This is a genomic window from Mannheimia granulomatis, from assembly GCF_013377255.1.
Classification (GTDB): domain Bacteria; phylum Pseudomonadota; class Gammaproteobacteria; order Enterobacterales; family Pasteurellaceae; genus Mannheimia; species Mannheimia granulomatis.
The window spans coordinates 1224851-1244358 of record NZ_CP016614.1; the positions used below are offsets into that span (position 1 = coordinate 1224851).

The window sequence follows — 19508 nt, forward strand, 5'->3', positions numbered from 1 at the left end:
AGGAAATGTATGCACAACACCGAATTGGCTTTAGCCCAGTGGTTTAGACAATCCACACCCTATGTCAATATGCACAGAGGTAAAACCTTTGTAATTATGCTTGACGGAGATGTGATTGAAAGCCCAAATTTTGTCAATATTATCAATGATATTAGCTTATTGCATAGCTTGAATATTAAGCTGGTGATTGTTTTTGGCGCCAGACCACAGATTAATAGATTATTAGCCGAACAGCAAATTGAACCTGAATACTACCATAATATTCGGGTGACTAATGCTCAATCTCTAGAGTATGTTAAGCAAGCCGTAGGTAAAGTGCATTATGATTTATTTGCCCGTCTATCGTTACGTTTACCACATTCGGAAGTCATTAATGTGGTGAGCGGTAATATGATTTTAGCTCAGCCTCTTGGCGTAGTTGATGGGGTAGATTATGCTTTAAGTGGCAGAATACGCCGTATTAATATCGATAGCATTAAGCAGCAACTTTCACAAAATTCTATTGTATTACTTGGACCTATTGCACCTTCAGTAACAGGTGAAATGTTTAATTTACCCTTTGAAGATATTGCCACTCAGGTGGCCATCAAGCTTCGTGCAGATAAATTAATCGGTTTTTGTGAAGAACAAGGGATTTTAAATGAAGTAGGGCAGGTCATTCCTGATATTCTGCCGCAAGATGCAGAAAAGCACTTAAATCGTTTGGTTGAAGAAGGAAAATATCACACGGCAAAAGCTCGCTTTTTGCAAGCTGCGATTAGTGTTTGCAGAGAAGGTGTGAAACGCTCACATTTATTAAGTTATAAAGAAGATGGTTCATTGCTCCAAGAACTTTTCTCCCGTGATGGTATCGGTACGCAGTTCTCAATGGAAAATTCGGAGAATGTACGAATTGCCAACTCTCGCGATATTCCAGGCTTGTTGGATTTAATTCGACCGCTTGAACAACAAGGCATTTTGGTAAAACGGTCTCGTGAGCAGCTTGAAATGGAGATTGCCAACTATACTATTATTGAGCGTGATGGCGTGGTGATTGCCTGTGCTGCATTGAATCCTTATCCGGAAGAAAAAATGGCGGAAATGGCGTGTGTGGCGGTACATCCTGATTACCGTGACTCTTCCCGAGGCGATGTGCTATTGGAAAACATCCATAAACGTTCAGAACAGATGGGCATCGAAAAACTGTTTGTGCTCACCACTCGTACGACCCAATGGTTTCAAGAACGTGGCTTTAGATTAGCAGATGCACAAGATTTACCACGTTACAAACGAGAAAATTACAATTACCAACGCCGTTCTAAAGTGTTAATATTACCACTCTAACAAAATCCCTTTATTCATGCTCTGGGTAAAGGGATTTGCAAATTTTTCCAAAAAAATAACCGCTTGTTTAGCAAAAAACCATGAAAAAATATCAACCAATTAAAGGGGCGATAGCTATTATTACCGCAGGGGTACTATTTGCTTGCATTAATACCTTAATCCCTAAATTAACCTCCATCTCGCCCATTGATTCCAGTGTAATTGCTTTGGTGCAATATCTCGTGGCATTTGTTTTTCTTTTGCCAAGTATGAGTAATATCGGCTTCTTTTCTTCACTCAAAACTGCTCACTTTGGGCAGCATTGCTTCCGTATTTTTTTGTCAGCAATTGGTATTCAATGCTGGACACTGGCTCTTGCCAACCAATTACCAATTTGGCAAGGAATCGCTTTGCTGATGACTTCACCATTATTTGTGACTATCGGCTCGGGACTATTTTTAAAAGAAAATGTGGATAAAAAACGCTGGTTTGCCACTGCAATGGGCTTTATTGGCGCGATGATTATTTTAGAACCTTGGGGTGATAATTTTAATCTTATTACGTTATTACCCCTTGCAGCAGCATTTTTCTGGGCAGGTTATTCGTTAATGGTAAAAAAGCTCTCTTATTATGACAGCCCAACTACAATGGTGGCTTATTTGTTTATTCTGATTACCCCGTTTAATCTGCTGATTGCACTTACCAATCTTAGTCCAAGCGGATTTAGCTTGCCTTCGTGGAGCGATTTTGGCTTTTTGATTTTACTCGGCTTTTTTACTGCATTAGCCCAATTAGCTGTTGCTAAGGCTTACAGCATAGCAGATGCGTCTTACATCCAACCTTTTGATTTTATTAAATTACCGTTAAATGTATTAGCCGGCTGGCTCGTATTTCACTGGGTTCCGCCCGGTAAATTATGGCTTGGAGCCGCCATTATTATTGCAGCGACAATTTACATTACCCATGTAGAAAGCCAACAAAGCAAAAAGTAAAGCCGTTACTTATAAATCAGCCAATTGCATAAAAAATCCCCTTATCAATTTGATAAAGGGATTTGCATATTTTAGCCTAAATTCGACCGCTTACAGGGCATTTTTATCGCCACGTGATAAGCTAATCACCCCTGAGCGAACAATTTCCACAATAGAGGTTTCTTCTTTTACGGCCTCAACAAAAGCATTCAGCTTTTCGGTGGTACCCGATAGTTGAATAGTATACAGTTTTGGGGTTAAATCGACAATTTGCCCACGATAAATATCGACCATACGCTTTAATTCATCACGAGATGAACCCGTTGCACGCACTTTTACCAATAACACTTCACGCTCAACGTGTTCGTAAGCACTTAAATTGCTCACTTTAAACACATCAACTAACTTGTGTAATTGTTTTTCAATTTGTTCTAACACGTGCTCATCGCCTTGAGCAACAATTGTCATACGAGAAAGACTCGGGTCATCAGTAGGTGCTACCGTTAAACTTTCAATGTTAAAACCACGTTGTGAGAAAAGTGCTACTACTCGAGATAAGGCACCTGATTCATTCTCTAATAATACCGCTAATGTTCTACGCATCTGTTCTCTCCGTTTTACTTAACATCATTTCATTCATTGCCCCACCACGAACTTGCATCGGGTAAACATGTTCTGTTTCATCAACACGTACATCAACGAATACTAATTTATCTTTAATTGAAAATGCTTCTGTTAATTTTGCTTCCAGCTCAGAAGGGTGGTCAATTTGAATCCCGACATGTCCGTAAGCTTCGGCTAGTTTCGCAAAGTTTGGCAGCGAGTTCATATACACCTGAGAGTGGCGGCCGGAGTAAATAATATCTTGCCACTGTTTCACCATACCTAAGAAACGGTTATTGAGGCTAACAATTACAATTGGCGTATCATATTGTTTAGCCGTTGAAAGCTCTTGGATATTCATCTGAATACTTCCATCACCGGTTACACACACTACCGTTGCGTTTGGATGGGCAAATTTCACCCCCATTGCTGCAGGCAAACCAAAGCCCATGGTGCCGGCACCACCGGAGTTGATCCAACGGCGTGGTTTGTCAAAGCCGTAGTGCAAAGCAGCGAACATTTGGTGCTGACCTACATCTGAAGCAACGTAAGCTTCTCCATTTGTTAATTTATGAATCATCTTAATCACTTGCTGTGGCTTGATTACCTCTGTACTTTCTTCAAATGCAAGGCAGTCCCGTGCTTTCCATTCGTCAATTTGGCTCCACCAAGCGGTCAAATCTGCCTGATTTTTTGCAAGATTTTCTTCTTCTAACAAGGAAAGAAATTCATCCATTACATTTTTCGCACTGCCTACAATTGGAATATAAGCTTGGACTGTTTTAGAAATGGAGGCCGGATCAATATCCACATGAATCACTTTTGCATTTGGGCAATATCTCGCTAAATTATTGGTGGTACGATCATCAAAACGCACACCAACTCCTAGAATCAAGTCGCTTTCGTGCATTGCGTTATTCGCTTCAAAAGTACCGTGCATCCCTAACATACCTAAAAATTGCTTATCGGAAGCAGGGTAGGCACCTAAACCCATTAAAGAGGCTGTTACCGGAAGATTTAATTTTTGTGCAAATTCGGTCACTTCTGCTGAACATTCAGCACTAATTACACCACCACCAATATAAAGAATAGGGCGTTTTGCCACTAATAAGGCTTTTAATGCTTTTTTGATCTGACCTTTATGACCATAAACCGTTGGGCTGTATGAACGCATTGAAATTGCCTGCGGATACTCATACGGATATTTATTAAGAGGGTTGACTACATCTTTAGGAATATCAATCACCACTGGTCCCGGGCGTCCTGTTGAGGCAATATAAAACGCTTTTTTAATAATATGCGGAATTTCTTCAGGATTTTTTACCAAGAAACTGTGTTTAACTACCGGACGAGAAATACCAATCATATCGCACTCTTGAAAAGCATCACTTCCAATAAGGCTTGAAGGCACCTGACCGGATAAAATCACAAGTGGTACAGAGTCTGTGTATGCGGTTAAAATCCCGGTAATCGTATTCGTTGCCCCTGGGCCGGAAGTAACTAATACGCAACCAACCTTACCTGTAGAGCGAGCATAACCATCTGCCATGTGTACAGCACCTTGCTCATGGCGAACTAAAACATGGTTTAAAAAACCATGAGTATGGATAGCATCATAAATATCAAGTACCGAACCGCCTGGATAGCCGAAAACGTATTCTACGCCTTCGTCCTTTAGGGACTGTACTATCATTTCTGCACCGGAAAGTTTTTTCATTGAATCCTCCAACAAAATAAAATGTTATGTTTGCTTTTTGATATGTTTGAATTGTGCAGTAAAACAGATTAGCTGTCTAGTATCATTTTTATGAAATGATAGCCATAATATTGGTTTTTAAAACTAAAAAACCAAAAATAAAAGTTTTAAATAAAACTAATTCGGCTTATTTGAGCTTTTTTAATTTAAAGTTCTATATTTTATTCTTCTGGCGAAATTTAAAACTTTTTTTAATTCATAAGAAAAACAGAAAAGAAAAGCGGTTAAATTTTTCTCATTTTTTGCAAAAAAATAATCAAATTTAACCGCTTGCTAAAAGTACTAAAATTATTCGTCAGCCTTTGACTCGATCAGATCATTTGCATCTGTTGTAATTTTCGCTATTGCATTGCGATAAGTGATTTCTAAAGTTTCTCGGCTGGTTGCTATCACACCTTGATCAATTAAGAAGCCATCTTTCACATCATATACCCAGCCATGTAAAGAGAGCTTTTTACCTTGTTCCCAAGCAGCCTTTACAATAGAGGAGCGACCTAAATTATAAACTTGTTCCGCAACATTAAGACGGGTAAGGACATTTGAGCGTTCTTCATAAGGTAGTTTGCCTAATAAATAACTATGTTTAAACCAAATATCGTGAATATGTAATAACCAGTTATTAATTAAGCCTAGCTCTTTTTGAGCAATAGCGGCGTTAATACCACCACAATTAGTATGGCCACAAATGATGATATGTTCAATTTCAAGAACATCTACTGCATATTGCACAACCGATAAACAATTCAGATCAGTATGAATAACCATATTTGCTACATTACGGTGTACAAACAGTTCGCCGGGGCCCAGCCCTGTTAGCTTTTCAGCAGGCACGCGGCTATCAGAACAACCAATCCATAAGTAAGTAGGCTTTTGATGCTCAGCTAACTCTTTAAAATAGTCTGATTGTTCATCCTTCATCTTAGTTGCCCAAGCATGATTGTTAGCAAACAAACGCTCAATTCTTTCCATAAATTCTCCTTTTAACGAAAAGTAGCTATTGATTATATGATTAAATGCAGTGCTAGGGTAGTAAAAATAAAAATGCCCTTAGAAGTTTAAGGGCATTTTTCAACTTATTTTATATGCGATTATTGTGTTGCTTGGATAGCTGTTAATGCAATTGTATAAACAATATCATCAACTAATGCCCCACGCGACAAGTCATTTACCGGTTTACGCATACCTTGTAGCATTGGTCCGATAGAGACTAAATCTGCTGAACGCTGTACAGCTTTGTATGTGGTATTACCAGTATTTAAATCCGGGAATACAAAGACTGTTGCTTTACCGGCTACCGGTGAATTCGGCGCTTTAGAACGTGCAACATCTTCCATTACTGCTGCATCATATTGTAATGGGCCGTCAATGATTAAATCCGGACGTTTTTCTTGTGCGATACGAGTTGCTTCTTTAACTTTCTCAACATCAGCTCCGGAACCGGATGTTCCGGTAGAGTAGGAGATCATGGCAACACGTGGCTCAATACCAAATGCTTTAGCAGATTCTGCAGATTGAATTGCGATTTCTGCTAATTGCTCCGCCGTTGGGTCTGGGTTTACCGCACAGTCGCCGTAAACAAGCACTTGGTCCGGTAATAACATAAAGAAGATTGACGATACAATTGAGCTTCCTGGTGCAGTTTTAATAATTTGCATTGGTGGGCGGATAGTATTTGCTGTAGTATGAACTGCACCAGATACTAAACCGTCTACTTCTCCGGCTTCTAGCATCATCGTACCTAATACAACAGTATCCAATAATTGCTCACGAGCAACAACTTCTGTCATACCTTTTGCTTTACGTAACTCAACTAAACGTGCAACATAGTTTTCGCTTACGCTTTCAGGATCAATAATCGTGATACCTGCACCTAATTTAACACCTTGTGCTTCAGCTACACGCTGTACATCTGTTGGTTTAGCTAGTAATACACATTCTGCAATACCACGTTCAGCACAAAGCGCAGCCGCTTTTACAGTACGAGGCTCATCACCTTCCGGTAATACAATGCGTTTTTTCGCTTGGCGCGCATATTCGGTTAACTGATAACGGAATGCCGCAGGCGATAAACGACGAGCACGTGTTGCAGCTTTAGATACTTCATCCACAAAGCCAGCATTAAATTGACTTGCCATATATTCTTTAATTTCAGCAATACGTTCTTTATCATCAACAGGCACTTCTAAACTAAAGCTCTGTAAGCTAAGTGCAGTTTGCCATGTATTTCCTTCAATACGGAATACAGGAACGCCGGTTTCAAATGCTTGTTGACAAAGTTTAGAGATAGAAGTCTCAATTTTATAACCACCGGTTAATAAAATAGCACCGATTTCAACACCATTCATAACAGCCAATGATGCTGCAACTAAAACTTCCGGTCTGTCTGCAGAAGTAACCAATAAACTGCCTGCTTTGAAGTGGTCAACCATATGAGTTAAGCTGCGAGCACAGAAAGTAACACCGCGAATACGACGAGTTCTAATTTCCCCTTCATGTAAGATTGATGCACCTAAATGTTTTGCTACATCAATTGCACGAGTTGCAATTAATTCAGCTTTCCACTCAATACAACCGAGTAATTTAATTGGACTTTTAGCAAATAAATTTTCAACTTCAGAAATCTTATTGCTAGAATGTTGGAAAGAATCAAAAATTTCAGTTAAATCCGGACGGGTACGACCTGACTCATCAACCGGAGCATTGAATTTATTAATAATAACACCGAGTAAATTCGGGTTGCTACGCCCACCAAACTCTGACGCTGCGGCTTCAATTCGTTCCTTTAATTGAGCAGGTGTATCTGATGCAGGAGCTGCAACTAATACCAATTCAGCATCAAGTGCTTGAGCCATCTCATAGTTAATGCTGTTGGCATAAGAATTTTTCCGGGTTGGAATTAAACCTTCAATAATGACAATTTCATTATTTTTTGAAAGTTTTTGATGACGTTCTACAATTTTTTCCAATAATACATCAGTTTGGTTTTGACCGATTAACGTCTCAGCCTCACTTAGCATAAATGGTTCACCCACCTCTGTGGTTTGATCTGCTCGGATAATCGTAGTAGAGCGGTCTAAAGTATCTTCACCGCTAATAGGTTGAGAAATTGGTTTTAAAAAACCAACTTTGGAACCTTTTTGTTCTAATGCATGAACTAAACCTAAACTCACACTGGTTAAACCCACACCGGTTGAAATAGGAATAAGAATAATTGTTCTAGACATGATAATTTCCAATTTTAAGAAAGTGAAAGGGCAGAATATCTGCCCCTATTATTATAATGCTAATTTAGCTGTATCTTGTGCAATCACAAGCTCTTCGTTGGTTGGGATGACCACTGCTTTAAATGCTGAGTCATCACTTGTAATAACGCCGTCTTTACCAAAACGAGCAGCCAAGTTACGCTCGTGATCAACTTTAATGCCAAATAATTTTAAGTGATTTAAGGTTAATTCGCGAACAAGTCCGGAGTTTTCACCAATACCGCCGGTAAATGCAATTGCGTCTAAATGATCTGCACCTAAAATTGCCATATAAGAACCAATATATTTTGCTAAACGATAGCTATAAACATCTAAAGCACGTTTTGCTTCAGGTTTAGAAGCATCATTGTAGTTATCTTCTGCGTAACGGCAATCGCTAGTCACTTCAGTTAAACCCATAAGGCCCGATTTTTTCACAAGGGTAGTGTCAATTTCATCCATTGACATGCCTAAGTTGTTATATAAGAAAGAGATGATAGCAGGATCGATATCACCACAACGTGTACCCATGACTAAACCTTCTAATGGAGTTAAACCCATTGAAGTATCAATACATTTACCATTGCGAACAACAGAAACTGAGCCACCATTACCTAAGTGACAGATAATTGCATTAGTTTGCTCAACCGATTTGCCGGACAATTCAGCAATTTGTGATGTGAGGTAGAAATGGCTTGTGCCGTGGAAACCATAGCGACGAATACCATGTTCTTTGTAGAATTTATATGGAAGAGCATATAAATATGCATGCTCCGGCATAGTTTGATGGAATGCTGTATCAAATACTGCGACGTTTTTTTCTTTTAATTCAGGGAAAATACGGAATGCTTCTTTAATACCAATTAAGTGTGCCGGGTTGTGTAATGGAGCAAATTGAATTGCATCTTCAATACCTTTAATAACTTCATCTGTAATCACAACAGATGAGGTAAATTTCTCACCTCCGTGAACAATACGGTGTCCAATTGCACCAATACCTGCTTTTAATTCATCAGATAATAATTTTTCAGCGATAAAAGTCAGTGCTTCGCTATGAGCAGCACCTGCACCTAAATCTGCGTTACCCTTCTCACCATTTAATTTCCATTTAATACGAGCATCCTCTAAATTAAATGCTTCTGCAAGGCCTGATAATTTTTCAGCACCTGTTACAGGATCTAAAATAGCAAATTTTAAAGATGAACTACCACAGTTAAGGATTAAGATTAAGTTGTTAGACATTGTCAAATTACCTTATTTTTTAGAAAAAGTATAAATAAAACCCACTTTTTTCAGTGCGTTTATACTTGTAAAGGATACACCTTTCAGACACTAAAATAAATGCTTGAAATAAAAAAACGTAAAAATGTAACTAAAATTTGATATAAGCGGCAATAAACGCAAAAAAGTCTAGATATCAAGCGGTTATTTTTTTAGAATATTTTGCAATTTCTTCATAATAAAAAGGAGTGATTTCATGCTAAATCGAAGAAAATTCATCCAAATCGGAGCAAGCGCAATGCTTGTATTAGGGGCTCAACCTCTAGCATTCGCGCAAAATGCAAAAAAAGCAGAATTACGGGTAATCGCCACAACCGATATTCACGGCTTTTTAACTGACTTTGACTACTATAAAGATGCACCGACCGAAAAATTTGGTTTCACCCGCACAGCAACGCTTATCAAGCAGGCAAGAGCAGAAGCTAAAAACAGTGTACTTGTAGATAATGGGGATTTAATTCAAGGTAACCCTATTTCAGATTATCAATCAACCAAAGGTGCAAAAGAAGGAAAGGCCGATCCATCCATTATGGCATTAAATGCAATGCAATATGATGTAGGTACTTTAGGTAATCACGAATTCAACTATGGATTAACCTATTTAGATAACGCCATCAAACAAGCTAAATTCCCGATTATTAATGCCAATATTGTAAAACCGAAATCTGACGAGCCGGTTTTCAAACCTTATTTTATTCAAGAAAAAGAAATTGTAGATGAAAAAGGCAAAAAATCGACAGTCAAAATTGGCTATATCGGTTTTGTGCCACCACAAGTCATGATTTGGGACAAAGCCAATTTAGAAGGCAAAGTCGAGGCTCGTGATATTGTAAAAACAGCTGAAAAATATATTCCTATTATTAAAAAAGCCGGAGCGGATATTATTGTCGCATTAGCACACACAGGACCATCTGATGAACCGTATCAAGAAGGTGCTGAAAACGCGGCATTCTATCTTGCGGATATAAAAGGTATTGATGCCGTTATTTTTGGTCATTCACATCGCTTATTCCCAAATAAAGAATTTGCTACTTCACCAAACGCCGATATTGAAAAAGGAACCATGAAAGGAGTTCCGGAAAGTATGGCCGGTTATTGGGGTAACCACATTAGTGTGATTGACTTAACATTAGCCGAAAACAATGGGAAATGGGCTGTTGTAGATGGTAGAGCAGCGTTGCGTCCAATTTATGATGCTGAAAAGAAAAAAGCAACCGTAGAAAATCACCCTGAAATTGTAGCATTATTAAAAGATACCCACGAAGAAACCCGTAAATTTGTATCTCAACCGATTGGTAGAGCAACTGACAATATGTACAGTTATCTTGCTTTAGTTCAAGATGACCCAACTATTCAAATTGTAAACCAAGCACAAAAAGCTTACGTTGAGAATGTAGTCAAAGGCCTACCGGAACTTGCCGGACTCCCTATTTTAAGTGCGGGAGCGCCATTTAAAGTAGGTGGTCGTAAAAACGATCCAACAGGCTATACAGAAGTAGATAAAGGGGAATTAACCTTCCGAAATGCTGCCGATTTATATTTATATCCAAACACTTTAGTGGTGGTTAAAGCAACAGGGGCAGAATTAAAAGAGTGGTTAGAATGTAGTGCAGGGATGTTTAAACAAATTGATGTATCTAGCGATAAACCTCAGTCTTTACTCGATTGGACAGGCTTTAGAACCTATAATTATGATGTGATTGATGGGGTGAATTACCAATTTGATTTAACTCAACCTGCTCGTTATGACAGTGAATGTAAATTAATCAATGAAAATGCTCATCGCGTTATTAATTTAAGCTTTAATGGTAAACCTGTAGACGATAAACAAGAATTCTTGATTGCGACCAACAATTACCGAGCTTATGGCGGAAAATTCCCGGGTACAGGCGATAGTCATATTGTCTTTTCAGCACCGGATGAAAACCGTCAAATTTTAGCGAATTACATTTCAACGGAAAGTAAAACGCATGGGCAAGTTAGCCCGAAAGCGGATAATAACTGGCGAATTGCACCTATTTCATCTCATGTTAAGTTAGATATTCGTTTTGAAACTTCGCCGACCGAAAAGGCAAAAGCTTTCATTCAGTCTAATGCTCAATATCCAATGGAATATATTGAAAATGATGAAACCGGTTTTGCCGTCTATCGAGTGGATTTAAGCAAATAATCCTTAGCATATAACTCATTGAAAGCGGTCAAATTTGCAAAAAATTTTACAAATTTGACCGCTTGTTTTTGATAGAGTAGCTGCGTTTAAAGCATAGCATTGATTTGATTGCTGATGTTTTGGCGGATTTCATCAAAATTGGTCTGTTTCACTAACTTCCCATTCTCAAAAATCACCTCTAAAAGATCGTCTGAGAAATCATCCTGCGCTTTTAAATTATCAATATAATGCTCAAAAGTGATGACTTTAACTCTACCTTTTTGCGATTTTTTCAATCCGTTATCTGTTTTAGGTGCTTTAAAAATCGCTTTTTCAATGCCGTTAATCGTGATAGATGTTGCCTTAGTTGCAAAACCTAGAGTATCCCGAGTATTGTTTTGGTATGTTTGAGCGCCAACACCAAACACAATATTACTAGAGGCGAACCCTTTGGCTTTTAATCCCTCAAGGATTTTAACCATTTTCTCGTAAGTAACACCATCCCCATAAATCGCACCAATACATGGATTAAGTACCTTATATCCTTTCTTGTTAATGGTTCCTCCAAAAATATCCCACAAACATTCAATTAGCCCTTTGCGTTCATGTTCTGTGTTTAAAGTCAGATCTCCGCAAATAATTGCAAAAAAATCACCGCTATCAGGACGAATAACAATCTTAGCATTCTCAGGGCGAGCTAAAATTTCTTCTTTAAGTATAGGAAGATTCACCGTAATGTTATGCCAAAAGTCAGTGGTATCAGCCACAATAGACAACATATTATTTGGATATTTTTGCATTAAATAACGAAATGTTGGTAGCTCATCTACACCGTGCGAGCTCATTACTGAATGCTCTGAGGCCGGAATAGAGGTACCAATTAAATTTTTAGAACCATAATAACACTCTATAAAGGTGATCGCAGGAATCGTATCTGTACCTAAAAAGGAGGTTAAATGACCCGCTCCCGAACTCTCGGCTGACTCTAAAGAACTCATTCCCCGCATTGAAAAATCATGAGACTGATAGAGCAGGTGAGCGTTGTTATCACAAGTTTGATGAGCAAATTTCGTTAATTCTAACCGATATGCAAAAGCAATAGATGCTGAGGTTATCGGCTGCCACAATGAAAGGTTAATTAAAGTTTCCAGATAGTTCGTTAACCAAAAGAAGTCTGGATGTGTATTTTCAATTGTCATCATTGGTACTTTTATGGATACAGATTGCCCTTCAGGAATTGCTTTAATTCTGATAGGCAAGTAACCTAAGCTATGCAATTGAGCAATATGTTCACCAGCATCATCCATATTTAAAGTATTTTTGATAAACTGTGTATATTCTAAAACGACATCAGATTGAGGGCGTGCAAAAAAATTATCTTCAAAATAATGTACCAAATATTTAACAATGAAGGCTTGAAATCCAAACGAAACCGCCCTTGTTAAAAATGGAGCATAAACATTACTTCTTGGAGTAAATGTACTATACAGCACTTGAGAACCTTCCGGATATTGGATGCGATGAGATGTTTTATAAAAATCACAAAGCAACAAAGGAATTGAGGTTGCATTTATTCTTTTAAAGTCTGAAATATACAATTTAATGAAATCCTTTACAATTAATATTTATATCAGACTAACATGATAAATAAAAAATGAAAAGTATTTATTACAAAATAATGGATTTATAGATAAATCTCATAATAACATAAATTCGCATAATGACTTATTCTAGTCAATTTCCTGTGCAAGTGAAAATCCCACTTCAAAAAGACCAAGTGCCTTATGGGCCCGGCCATTATTATGTTCATCCTCAATCATTTAAAACCAGTGCTTATTTTGATTTACAAGTGGGTGATATTATTCTTACACCAGCGGAATAAATCACAAAATATCCTTATAAATCAATGACTTATGTTATTAAAATTCGCATAACGTATATTATGTTAAATAATGGATTAAAATAGTAAAGTCTATGAATTGATAACCATTTTCCCTCTCAAATCATTAAACTCTCATATATCAAAAAAACAAGCGGTCATTTCTTTTGCAAAAAATACAAAAAATATGACCGCTTGTCAGTTTGTGATTTTAAATTACTTTAATTGCTTAAAAGCTTGCAATAAGTCTGCTTTAATATCTTCCAGATGCTCTAAGCCTACAGAGAAACGAAGTAAATTATTCGTAATACCACGTGCGATACGTTCTGCTTCTGGAATATCCATATGCGTTTGTGTTGCCGGGTAAGTAATAAAACTTTCTGCACCACCTAAACTTTCTGCAAAGGTAATCAAGTTAATCGCTTTAAGGAATTTAGGTACCCATTCTTCTTTTTGTAAACGGAAAGAAACCATTCCACTTTTGCCTGAATAAAGTACGCTGTCAATTTCAGGCTGCTCTGCTAAAAATTTAGCAATTTCAGTAGCATTGTGTTGATGGCGTTCCATACGCAATGCTAAGGTTTTCATACCACGCACCGTAAGATAGGAATCAAATGGCGAAAGCACCGCCCCGGCACAGTTTTGGAAATAGAATAAACGTTCGCTTAAGTTTTGTCCGTTTACTTTCGTCGCTTCTGAATCTTTTGCGACAATTAAGCCTGCTAATACATCGTTATGCCCAGATAAATATTTGGTGGCACTATGAATTACAATATCTGCACCGTGTTCAATCGGGCGGAATAATGCCGGTGTTAAGAAAGTATTATCTACAATCAGCATCAAATTATGCTTTTTAGCAATTTTAGAGATGGCTGCAACATCACACTCCTCCATTAACGGATTGGACGGCGTTTCCACAAAAATGGCTTTGGTATTAGGAGTAATTGCTGATTCAATTGCGGCTAAATCTGCGGTATTCACATAAACAGGCTTTAAAGTGCCGTGATTTTTATGGCTAAAATCGAATAAACGGTAAGAACCACCATAAACATCGCTTGAAATAATCCATTCATCCGGTGCTTTGAAAAGCGACATCACCAACTGAATTGCAGCCATACCGGAAGCCATAGCAAAGCCTGCATCACCGCCTTCTAAATCGGCAATCCCCTGCTCTAACACCGCGCGGGTTGGGTTTTTAGTGCGGGTGTAATCCCAGCCTGTAGATTCGCCCAAGCCATCACGGCCATAAGCGGTGGAAAGAATAATCGGCATTGCCACCGCACCGGTACGAGGGTCGGTTCTGTTGCCAATTTGTACTAAAGTGGTTTCGATGTTGTTGAATTTTGTCATTGTTATTATCCTTCAAGTTTATAGATTATTTAAATCTAACACGCCTGTCATATCAAACAGCCCGTTTTGTTTGGTATGTAACCATTTTGCAGCACGTACAGCACCATTGGCGAAGGTCATTCTGCTGGAAGCTTTGTGAGCAATTTCTACACGTTCACCTTCATCGGCAAACCATACAGAGTGTTCACCGATTACATCACCGGCACGAATAGTCGCAAAGCCGATTTCATCACGCTTGCGTTCGCCTGTAATGCCGTTACGCTCAAATACGCCATGCGTTTTTAAATCACGGCCGAGGTTTTTTGCGATATGTTCACCCATTGATAATGCCGTGCCTGATGGAGCATCCACTTTATGGCGATGGTGGGCTTCAATCACTTCGATATCGCAATAATCACCCATCACTTTTGCGGCTTTTTCTAACAGTTTGAATACTAAATTCACGCCCACGCTATAGTTTGAAGCAAATACAATGCCTATTTTTTCCGAAGCTACTTGAATCGTAGCTTTTCCTGCATCGTCAAACCCTGTTGTACCAATCACCATTTTTTTATTATTTTCTACACAAATGGCGATATGCTCTAAGGTACCTTCCGGACGGGTGAAATCAATTAATAAATCAAATTTATCGGCATTTTTTGCCACATCATCTGACACTACCACGCCTAATGTGCCAATGCCGACTAACTCCCCTGCATCGGCTCCCACTAAAGATGAACCTTTACGCTCAAAGGCTGCACCTAATTCTACTCCTTCAGCATTTTGCACTGCAGTGATCAGGTTACGCCCCATTCGCCCACCCGCACCGACAATTCCGATTTTTAATGTCATATTCTTTCCTTTTTGTTGTGTTACAAGCGGTTTGATTTTACAAGAATTTTGCAAAATTTTGTGAAATTTTTACCGCTTGTTGGCTATTTTTCCGATTTCCCCATTACCATAATATGTACGGTGATTTCTTCACGGTCGTGATACAGATGTTTTGCTTGAATTTTGAACCAAAATCCTTGTTTTACCAGTTCATCTTCCAAAAATTGTAAGCAAAGTTGCACCTCTTGATAGCGTTTTTTCATGGGTAATTTTAGGTTGAAAATCGTTTCACGACACCAACCGTTAATCAGCCATTTTGCCATTAATTTGGCGATACGCATCGGTTGTTCAACCATATCACACACCAACCAATCAATTTGCTTACGTTTTGGAGGTTGAAACTTAAAGCCATCTTCAGGGCAATGCTCAATTCGCCCCGTTTCATGTAAACTGGCAGCCATTTTTCCATGATCGACCGCATAAACAAACACGCCACGCTTAACTAATTGATATGTCCAACCGCCCGGGCAAGCGCCGAGATCAACACCTATCATGGTATCGTTAAAACGTTTTTTCTCTTCTGCTTGCGGAATAAAGGTTAAAATCGCTTCTTCTAATTTTAAAGTAGAACGACTTGGCGCCTCAGCCGGGAATTTTAAGCGAGGGATCCCCATAAAAAACGACGATTTATTGTGATTATAGGCATAGCCTACATAGCACGCCCCCGAACGGATAAACAGAATATGCAGACTGATACTCCCCTTCGCGTTATCTGATTTGGTTAGCCAGCCTTGTTTTTTCAATGCAGAACGCAGCGGTACGGTAAATTTACGGCAAAAAGTTAATAACTCTTTGGCTTCATTGGTGTCCGGTGTTTCCACAAAAATATCTGAACTGTTACGAGGGTTTAATTCAGTATATTGGCTTAAAATCGGCGAAATTCGGTCATTTTCGGGTAAGTTTTGCAACAAATCACTCACTACAACCATTTGCCGAACAAAAATAAGCTGCTCAAATTTCAACTCTTGAGCTAACCGATCAGCCTCTCCTACTTGATAGCACTCAAAAACCACATAACCACTGCTTTCTTTAAGGTTAGCGAAGCCGAAAACACCCAGTTGAGCCGCTTTGTCGCTGATCTCCCCTGCCACCTCTTTTTCAAAACCCGGGCGGCAATAAAGGGCTAATTTATTAAACCCTGATTTATTTAGCATAACTTCTCACACTCACATAAATTAATGCAGCCCAGCCAAGCATAAAGCACAGACCACCGATCGGCGTTAGCCAATGAATAGTTGGAATATCTAATGCTCGCAGATAAAGATTTCCGCTGAAAAGTAAAATCCCTAATGCCCAGCCGCCACCGATAATATTCAAGGCTTTCGCTCTACAAGCGGGCGGATTTTGCGAAAAATTTGCAATTTGGAATAAACCCAAAGCTAGAATTGCCACGGTATGAAACATTTGATATTTAATGCCTGTATCAATCCAGCCTAAGGCTTTAGGCTCTAAATGTGGCGATAATCCATGGCTGGCAAAGGCCCCAAAAGCTACGGTAAAAAAGCCGCTAAGGGCGGCAATGGTAAGAAATTTGTTTTTCATAGTGTTTCATGAATAATAACGAAAGTGTTACTATATCATATTCTCATAATAGAAAAGCGGTGAAATTTTGCAAATTTTTCACAAAAAATCACCGCTTGTTGGCTGATTACTCTCTGAATTGAGGTTCTTCAAACACCGTCACTTGTGGTGCTTCTCCCACAAACTTCTCCACTTGCACCGTTGCCGTATTGGGAGCATTGCCCTGCCCGAGTTTTGAGGAGCCTTCATTACGAGTAAGAACGTTCGGATTGCCGTTTCGGCATAACGCGTTTGGTTGGCTTAAATCCTCAGGGTCGTACCAACCGCCTTCGTAAAGGGCGACAGTACCTTTGATAATGCCATCTGTTACCACTGCTCCAGCCAGCACCTGCCCACGTTTGTTAAAAATTCGCACAATATCACCGCTTGTAATGCCACGTTCGTGCGCATCTGCTGTGTGAATTAGCACAGGCTCTCGCCCATTTACTTCATAATATCGGCGAAGTGAAGAATAAGCCAGTTGGCTGTGTAGGCGGTATTTAATATGTGGCGTAACCAATGCCAGCGGCTCACTTTCTGTCGTTTTTCCCGAATATTCCTCGTGTTCCAACCACATTGGGTGGCCTTGGCAATCGTCATAGCCCATATTCGCCACGGTTTGTGAGAAAATCTCGATTTTGCCTGAAGGTGTCGCTAATTTATGAGTAATCGGATCTTCCCTGTAATCTTGATAGCGAACAAATGAGTTGCCATTTTGTTCGGATTCAAACGAGAACACCTTATTTTCAGCCCAGAAAGCATCGAAATTTGGCAGCGGTCTTTCCGCTTTTTGTGCAGCATCAAACGCCATTTGGTAGAATTCTGCCAGCCATTGCATTTCATTTTTGCCTTCGGTAAATTCCAGCTCTTTGCCCGCTCGTTTGGCAAGTTCGGCAAAAATATCGTAGTCGTTTTTTGCCTCAAATTGCGGTGGAAGAACTTGTTTCATTGGAATAATATGTTTCACTACATAATCGCCCGCCACCGTTAAATCATTACGCTCATAACTAGTCGTTGCCGGTAAGACAATATCCGCCATTCGAGCAGTAGGCGTCCAAAAACACTCATTGACGATAACGGTTTCCGGCTGCTGCCACGCTTTCACTAAATAGTTGGTGTCTGGGTGATGTGCAAACGGATTTCCACCCGCCCAATAGACTAATTTAATGTTCGGATAAGTGAAGGTTTTCCCATTAAAATCAAAAGGTTGATTGGGGTTTAGCAAGGCATCGGCAATGCGGGCAACCGGGAAAAACGGCATTTGCGGATTCGGCTTGCCTGCGTTAATTGCCCCTAGGCGGATACCCGAATCATTACTTAAACCGTTGGTTGAATAGCGATAATTTAAGCCAAACCCACCGCCCGGTAAGCCAATTTGCCCGAGCATTGAGGCAAGGGTGACTAGCATCCAATGGCTTTGCTCACCGTGTTGTAGGCGTTGCAAGCCCCAGCCGGACATTAACATGGTGCGATTTGCCACAAAAGCGTGAGCTAATTCTTTGATGGTTTCGGCAGAAATGCCACAAATTTGGCTTGCCCATTCCGCAGTTTTCGGCTGATTATCAGTTTTGCCTAGCACATAGTCGCTAAATTGCTCGAAACCAACGGTATATTTCGCTAAAAATGCGTGATCGTGCAGGTTTTCGCTAATTAATGTATGGGCGATGCCCAACATTAATGCTACATCTGTGCCGGTGTTAATCGGCAGCCATTCGGCTTCTAAAAATTGACAGGTTTCGCTGCGGACTGGGTCGATACAAATCACTCGTTTACCACTGGCTTTAATTTTAGCAAGGTAATCAATACCTTCAGGCTCGGCAGATGTCCACGCAATGCGTAAGGTGTTGAGTGGATTAGAAGACCAAATCACCAATAATTCGGTGCTTTCAACAATAGTGTGCCAGCTGGTTTGTTGGGCGTAAACTTCAATATTACCTAAAACATGTGGCATAATCACTTGTACCGCACCGGTGGAATAATCGCCTCGGCTATTCACAAAGCCACCTGTTACGTTCAAATAGCGTTGTAAAAGTGTGCGAGAAGCATGTAAAAAACCGCAACTATACCAACCATAAGAGCTACCAAAAATCGATTCGCTGCCGTATTGTTGGCGAACACGTTGTATTTCCCCTGCAACTAAATCAAAGGCTTTATCCCAAGACACACGCACCCATTCATCACATCCACGCAATGTGGTGTCTTTGTTACTTTCCAAATAGCCTTTACGTACCATCGGGTATTTCACACGAACAGGACTATAGAGCTGATCTGCTACAACATCTTGTAATTCATTCTGATGATTTTTAGGTAAATAACCTTCTGATTTAACTACTCTGCCGTTTTCAACGGTGACATTTAAAGCCCCCCAATGAGCTGCTGTAGTAATGGTGTTTACGGGTTTGTCTAAGGCGATAAATCGCCCATTTTCTAATTGATTTGCCATATTTTCTGTCTGCTGCTTTTCTGTTTGTTGTAATTGAAGTTTACGAGAGAATTTACTTCAATGAACTCGAAGTTGCAATACAAGCGGTCGTTTTTTATGGGA

General features: G+C 39.5%; 15 protein-coding genes. 4 read left to right on the top strand and 11 right to left on the bottom strand.

The features are described from left to right. Window positions 1–9 precede the first annotated feature (9 nt). Window positions 10–1323 (top strand): amino-acid N-acetyltransferase, encoded by a 1314-nt coding sequence (argA, locus tag A6B41_RS05740; RefSeq protein ID WP_027074582.1) that lies wholly within the window; start codon window positions 10–12, stop codon window positions 1321–1323. A gap of 80 nt (window positions 1324–1403) precedes the next feature. Then, window positions 1404–2294, top strand: coding sequence for a DMT family transporter (locus A6B41_RS05745; protein ID WP_027074581.1), 891 nt, complete (start codon window positions 1404–1406; stop codon window positions 2292–2294). 90 nt (window positions 2295–2384) lie between these two features. Here A6B41_RS05745 and ilvN read toward each other — a convergent pair whose 3' ends face one another. The 5 genes from ilvN to A6B41_RS05770 form a co-directional block, all read right to left on the bottom strand. Next, window positions 2385–2876: an acetolactate synthase small subunit gene (gene ilvN / locus A6B41_RS05750; RefSeq protein WP_027074580.1), complete on the bottom strand. Its 492-nt coding sequence runs from the start codon at window positions 2874–2876 to the stop codon at window positions 2385–2387. Then, complete coding sequence (locus A6B41_RS05755; RefSeq protein ID WP_027074579.1) at window positions 2869–4593, bottom strand: acetolactate synthase 3 large subunit; 1725 nt, start codon at window positions 4591–4593, stop codon at window positions 2869–2871. Before A6B41_RS05755 ends, ilvN begins: the two co-directional genes overlap by 8 nt. Window positions 4594–4920: 327 nt before the next feature. After that, window positions 4921–5601, bottom strand: a complete 681-nt coding sequence (gene can / locus A6B41_RS05760; RefSeq protein WP_027074578.1) for a carbonate dehydratase — start codon at window positions 5599–5601, stop codon at window positions 4921–4923. 119 nt (window positions 5602–5720) lie between these two features. Next, window positions 5721–7856, bottom strand: a complete 2136-nt coding sequence (gene pta, locus A6B41_RS05765; protein WP_027074577.1) for a phosphate acetyltransferase — start codon at window positions 7854–7856, stop codon at window positions 5721–5723. Window positions 7857–7907: 51 nt separating this feature from the next. Next, a complete protein-coding gene (locus A6B41_RS05770) occupies window positions 7908–9116 on the bottom strand; it encodes an acetate kinase (RefSeq protein ID WP_027074576.1) in 1209 nt (402 codons plus the stop codon). Between the two features lie 235 nt (window positions 9117–9351). Here A6B41_RS05770 and cpdB point away from each other — a divergent pair, with 235 nt between their 5' ends. Beyond that, a complete protein-coding gene (gene cpdB / locus A6B41_RS05775; RefSeq protein WP_027074575.1) occupies window positions 9352–11325 on the top strand; it encodes a 2',3'-cyclic-nucleotide 2'-phosphodiesterase in 1974 nt (657 codons plus the stop codon). Window positions 11326–11411: 86 nt separating this feature from the next. Here cpdB and A6B41_RS05780 read toward each other — a convergent pair whose 3' ends face one another. After that, window positions 11412–12902 (bottom strand): nicotinate phosphoribosyltransferase, encoded by a 1491-nt coding sequence (locus tag A6B41_RS05780; RefSeq protein WP_050436789.1) that lies wholly within the window; start codon window positions 12900–12902, stop codon window positions 11412–11414. A gap of 122 nt (window positions 12903–13024) precedes the next feature. Here A6B41_RS05780 and A6B41_RS05785 point away from each other — a divergent pair, with 122 nt between their 5' ends. Then, window positions 13025–13186, top strand: coding sequence for a single-stranded DNA-binding protein (locus A6B41_RS05785; RefSeq protein WP_084493758.1), 162 nt, complete (start codon window positions 13025–13027; stop codon window positions 13184–13186). A gap of 213 nt (window positions 13187–13399) precedes the next feature. Here A6B41_RS05785 and A6B41_RS05790 read toward each other — a convergent pair whose 3' ends face one another. The 5 genes from A6B41_RS05790 to A6B41_RS05810 form a co-directional block, all read right to left on the bottom strand. Beyond that, window positions 13400–14533, bottom strand: a complete 1134-nt coding sequence (locus A6B41_RS05790) for a methionine biosynthesis PLP-dependent protein (protein WP_027074573.1) — start codon at window positions 14531–14533, stop codon at window positions 13400–13402. A gap of 18 nt (window positions 14534–14551) precedes the next feature. Then, on the bottom strand, window positions 14552–15364 hold the full coding sequence (gene dapB, locus A6B41_RS05795; protein WP_027074572.1) for a 4-hydroxy-tetrahydrodipicolinate reductase: 813 nt from the start codon (window positions 15362–15364) through the stop codon (window positions 14552–14554). 83 nt (window positions 15365–15447) lie between these two features. Next, window positions 15448–16557 (bottom strand): 23S rRNA (cytidine(2498)-2'-O)-methyltransferase RlmM, encoded by a 1110-nt coding sequence (gene rlmM / locus A6B41_RS05800; protein WP_027074571.1) that lies wholly within the window; start codon window positions 16555–16557, stop codon window positions 15448–15450. Next, complete coding sequence (locus A6B41_RS05805; RefSeq protein ID WP_027074997.1) at window positions 16547–16945, bottom strand: DUF423 domain-containing protein; 399 nt, start codon at window positions 16943–16945, stop codon at window positions 16547–16549. The genes rlmM and A6B41_RS05805 overlap by 11 nt, the downstream gene beginning before the upstream one ends. A gap of 106 nt (window positions 16946–17051) precedes the next feature. After that, window positions 17052–19406, bottom strand: coding sequence for a molybdopterin guanine dinucleotide-containing S/N-oxide reductase (locus tag A6B41_RS05810; protein WP_027074570.1), 2355 nt, complete (start codon window positions 19404–19406; stop codon window positions 17052–17054). Between the last annotated feature and the right edge of the window lie 102 nt (window positions 19407–19508).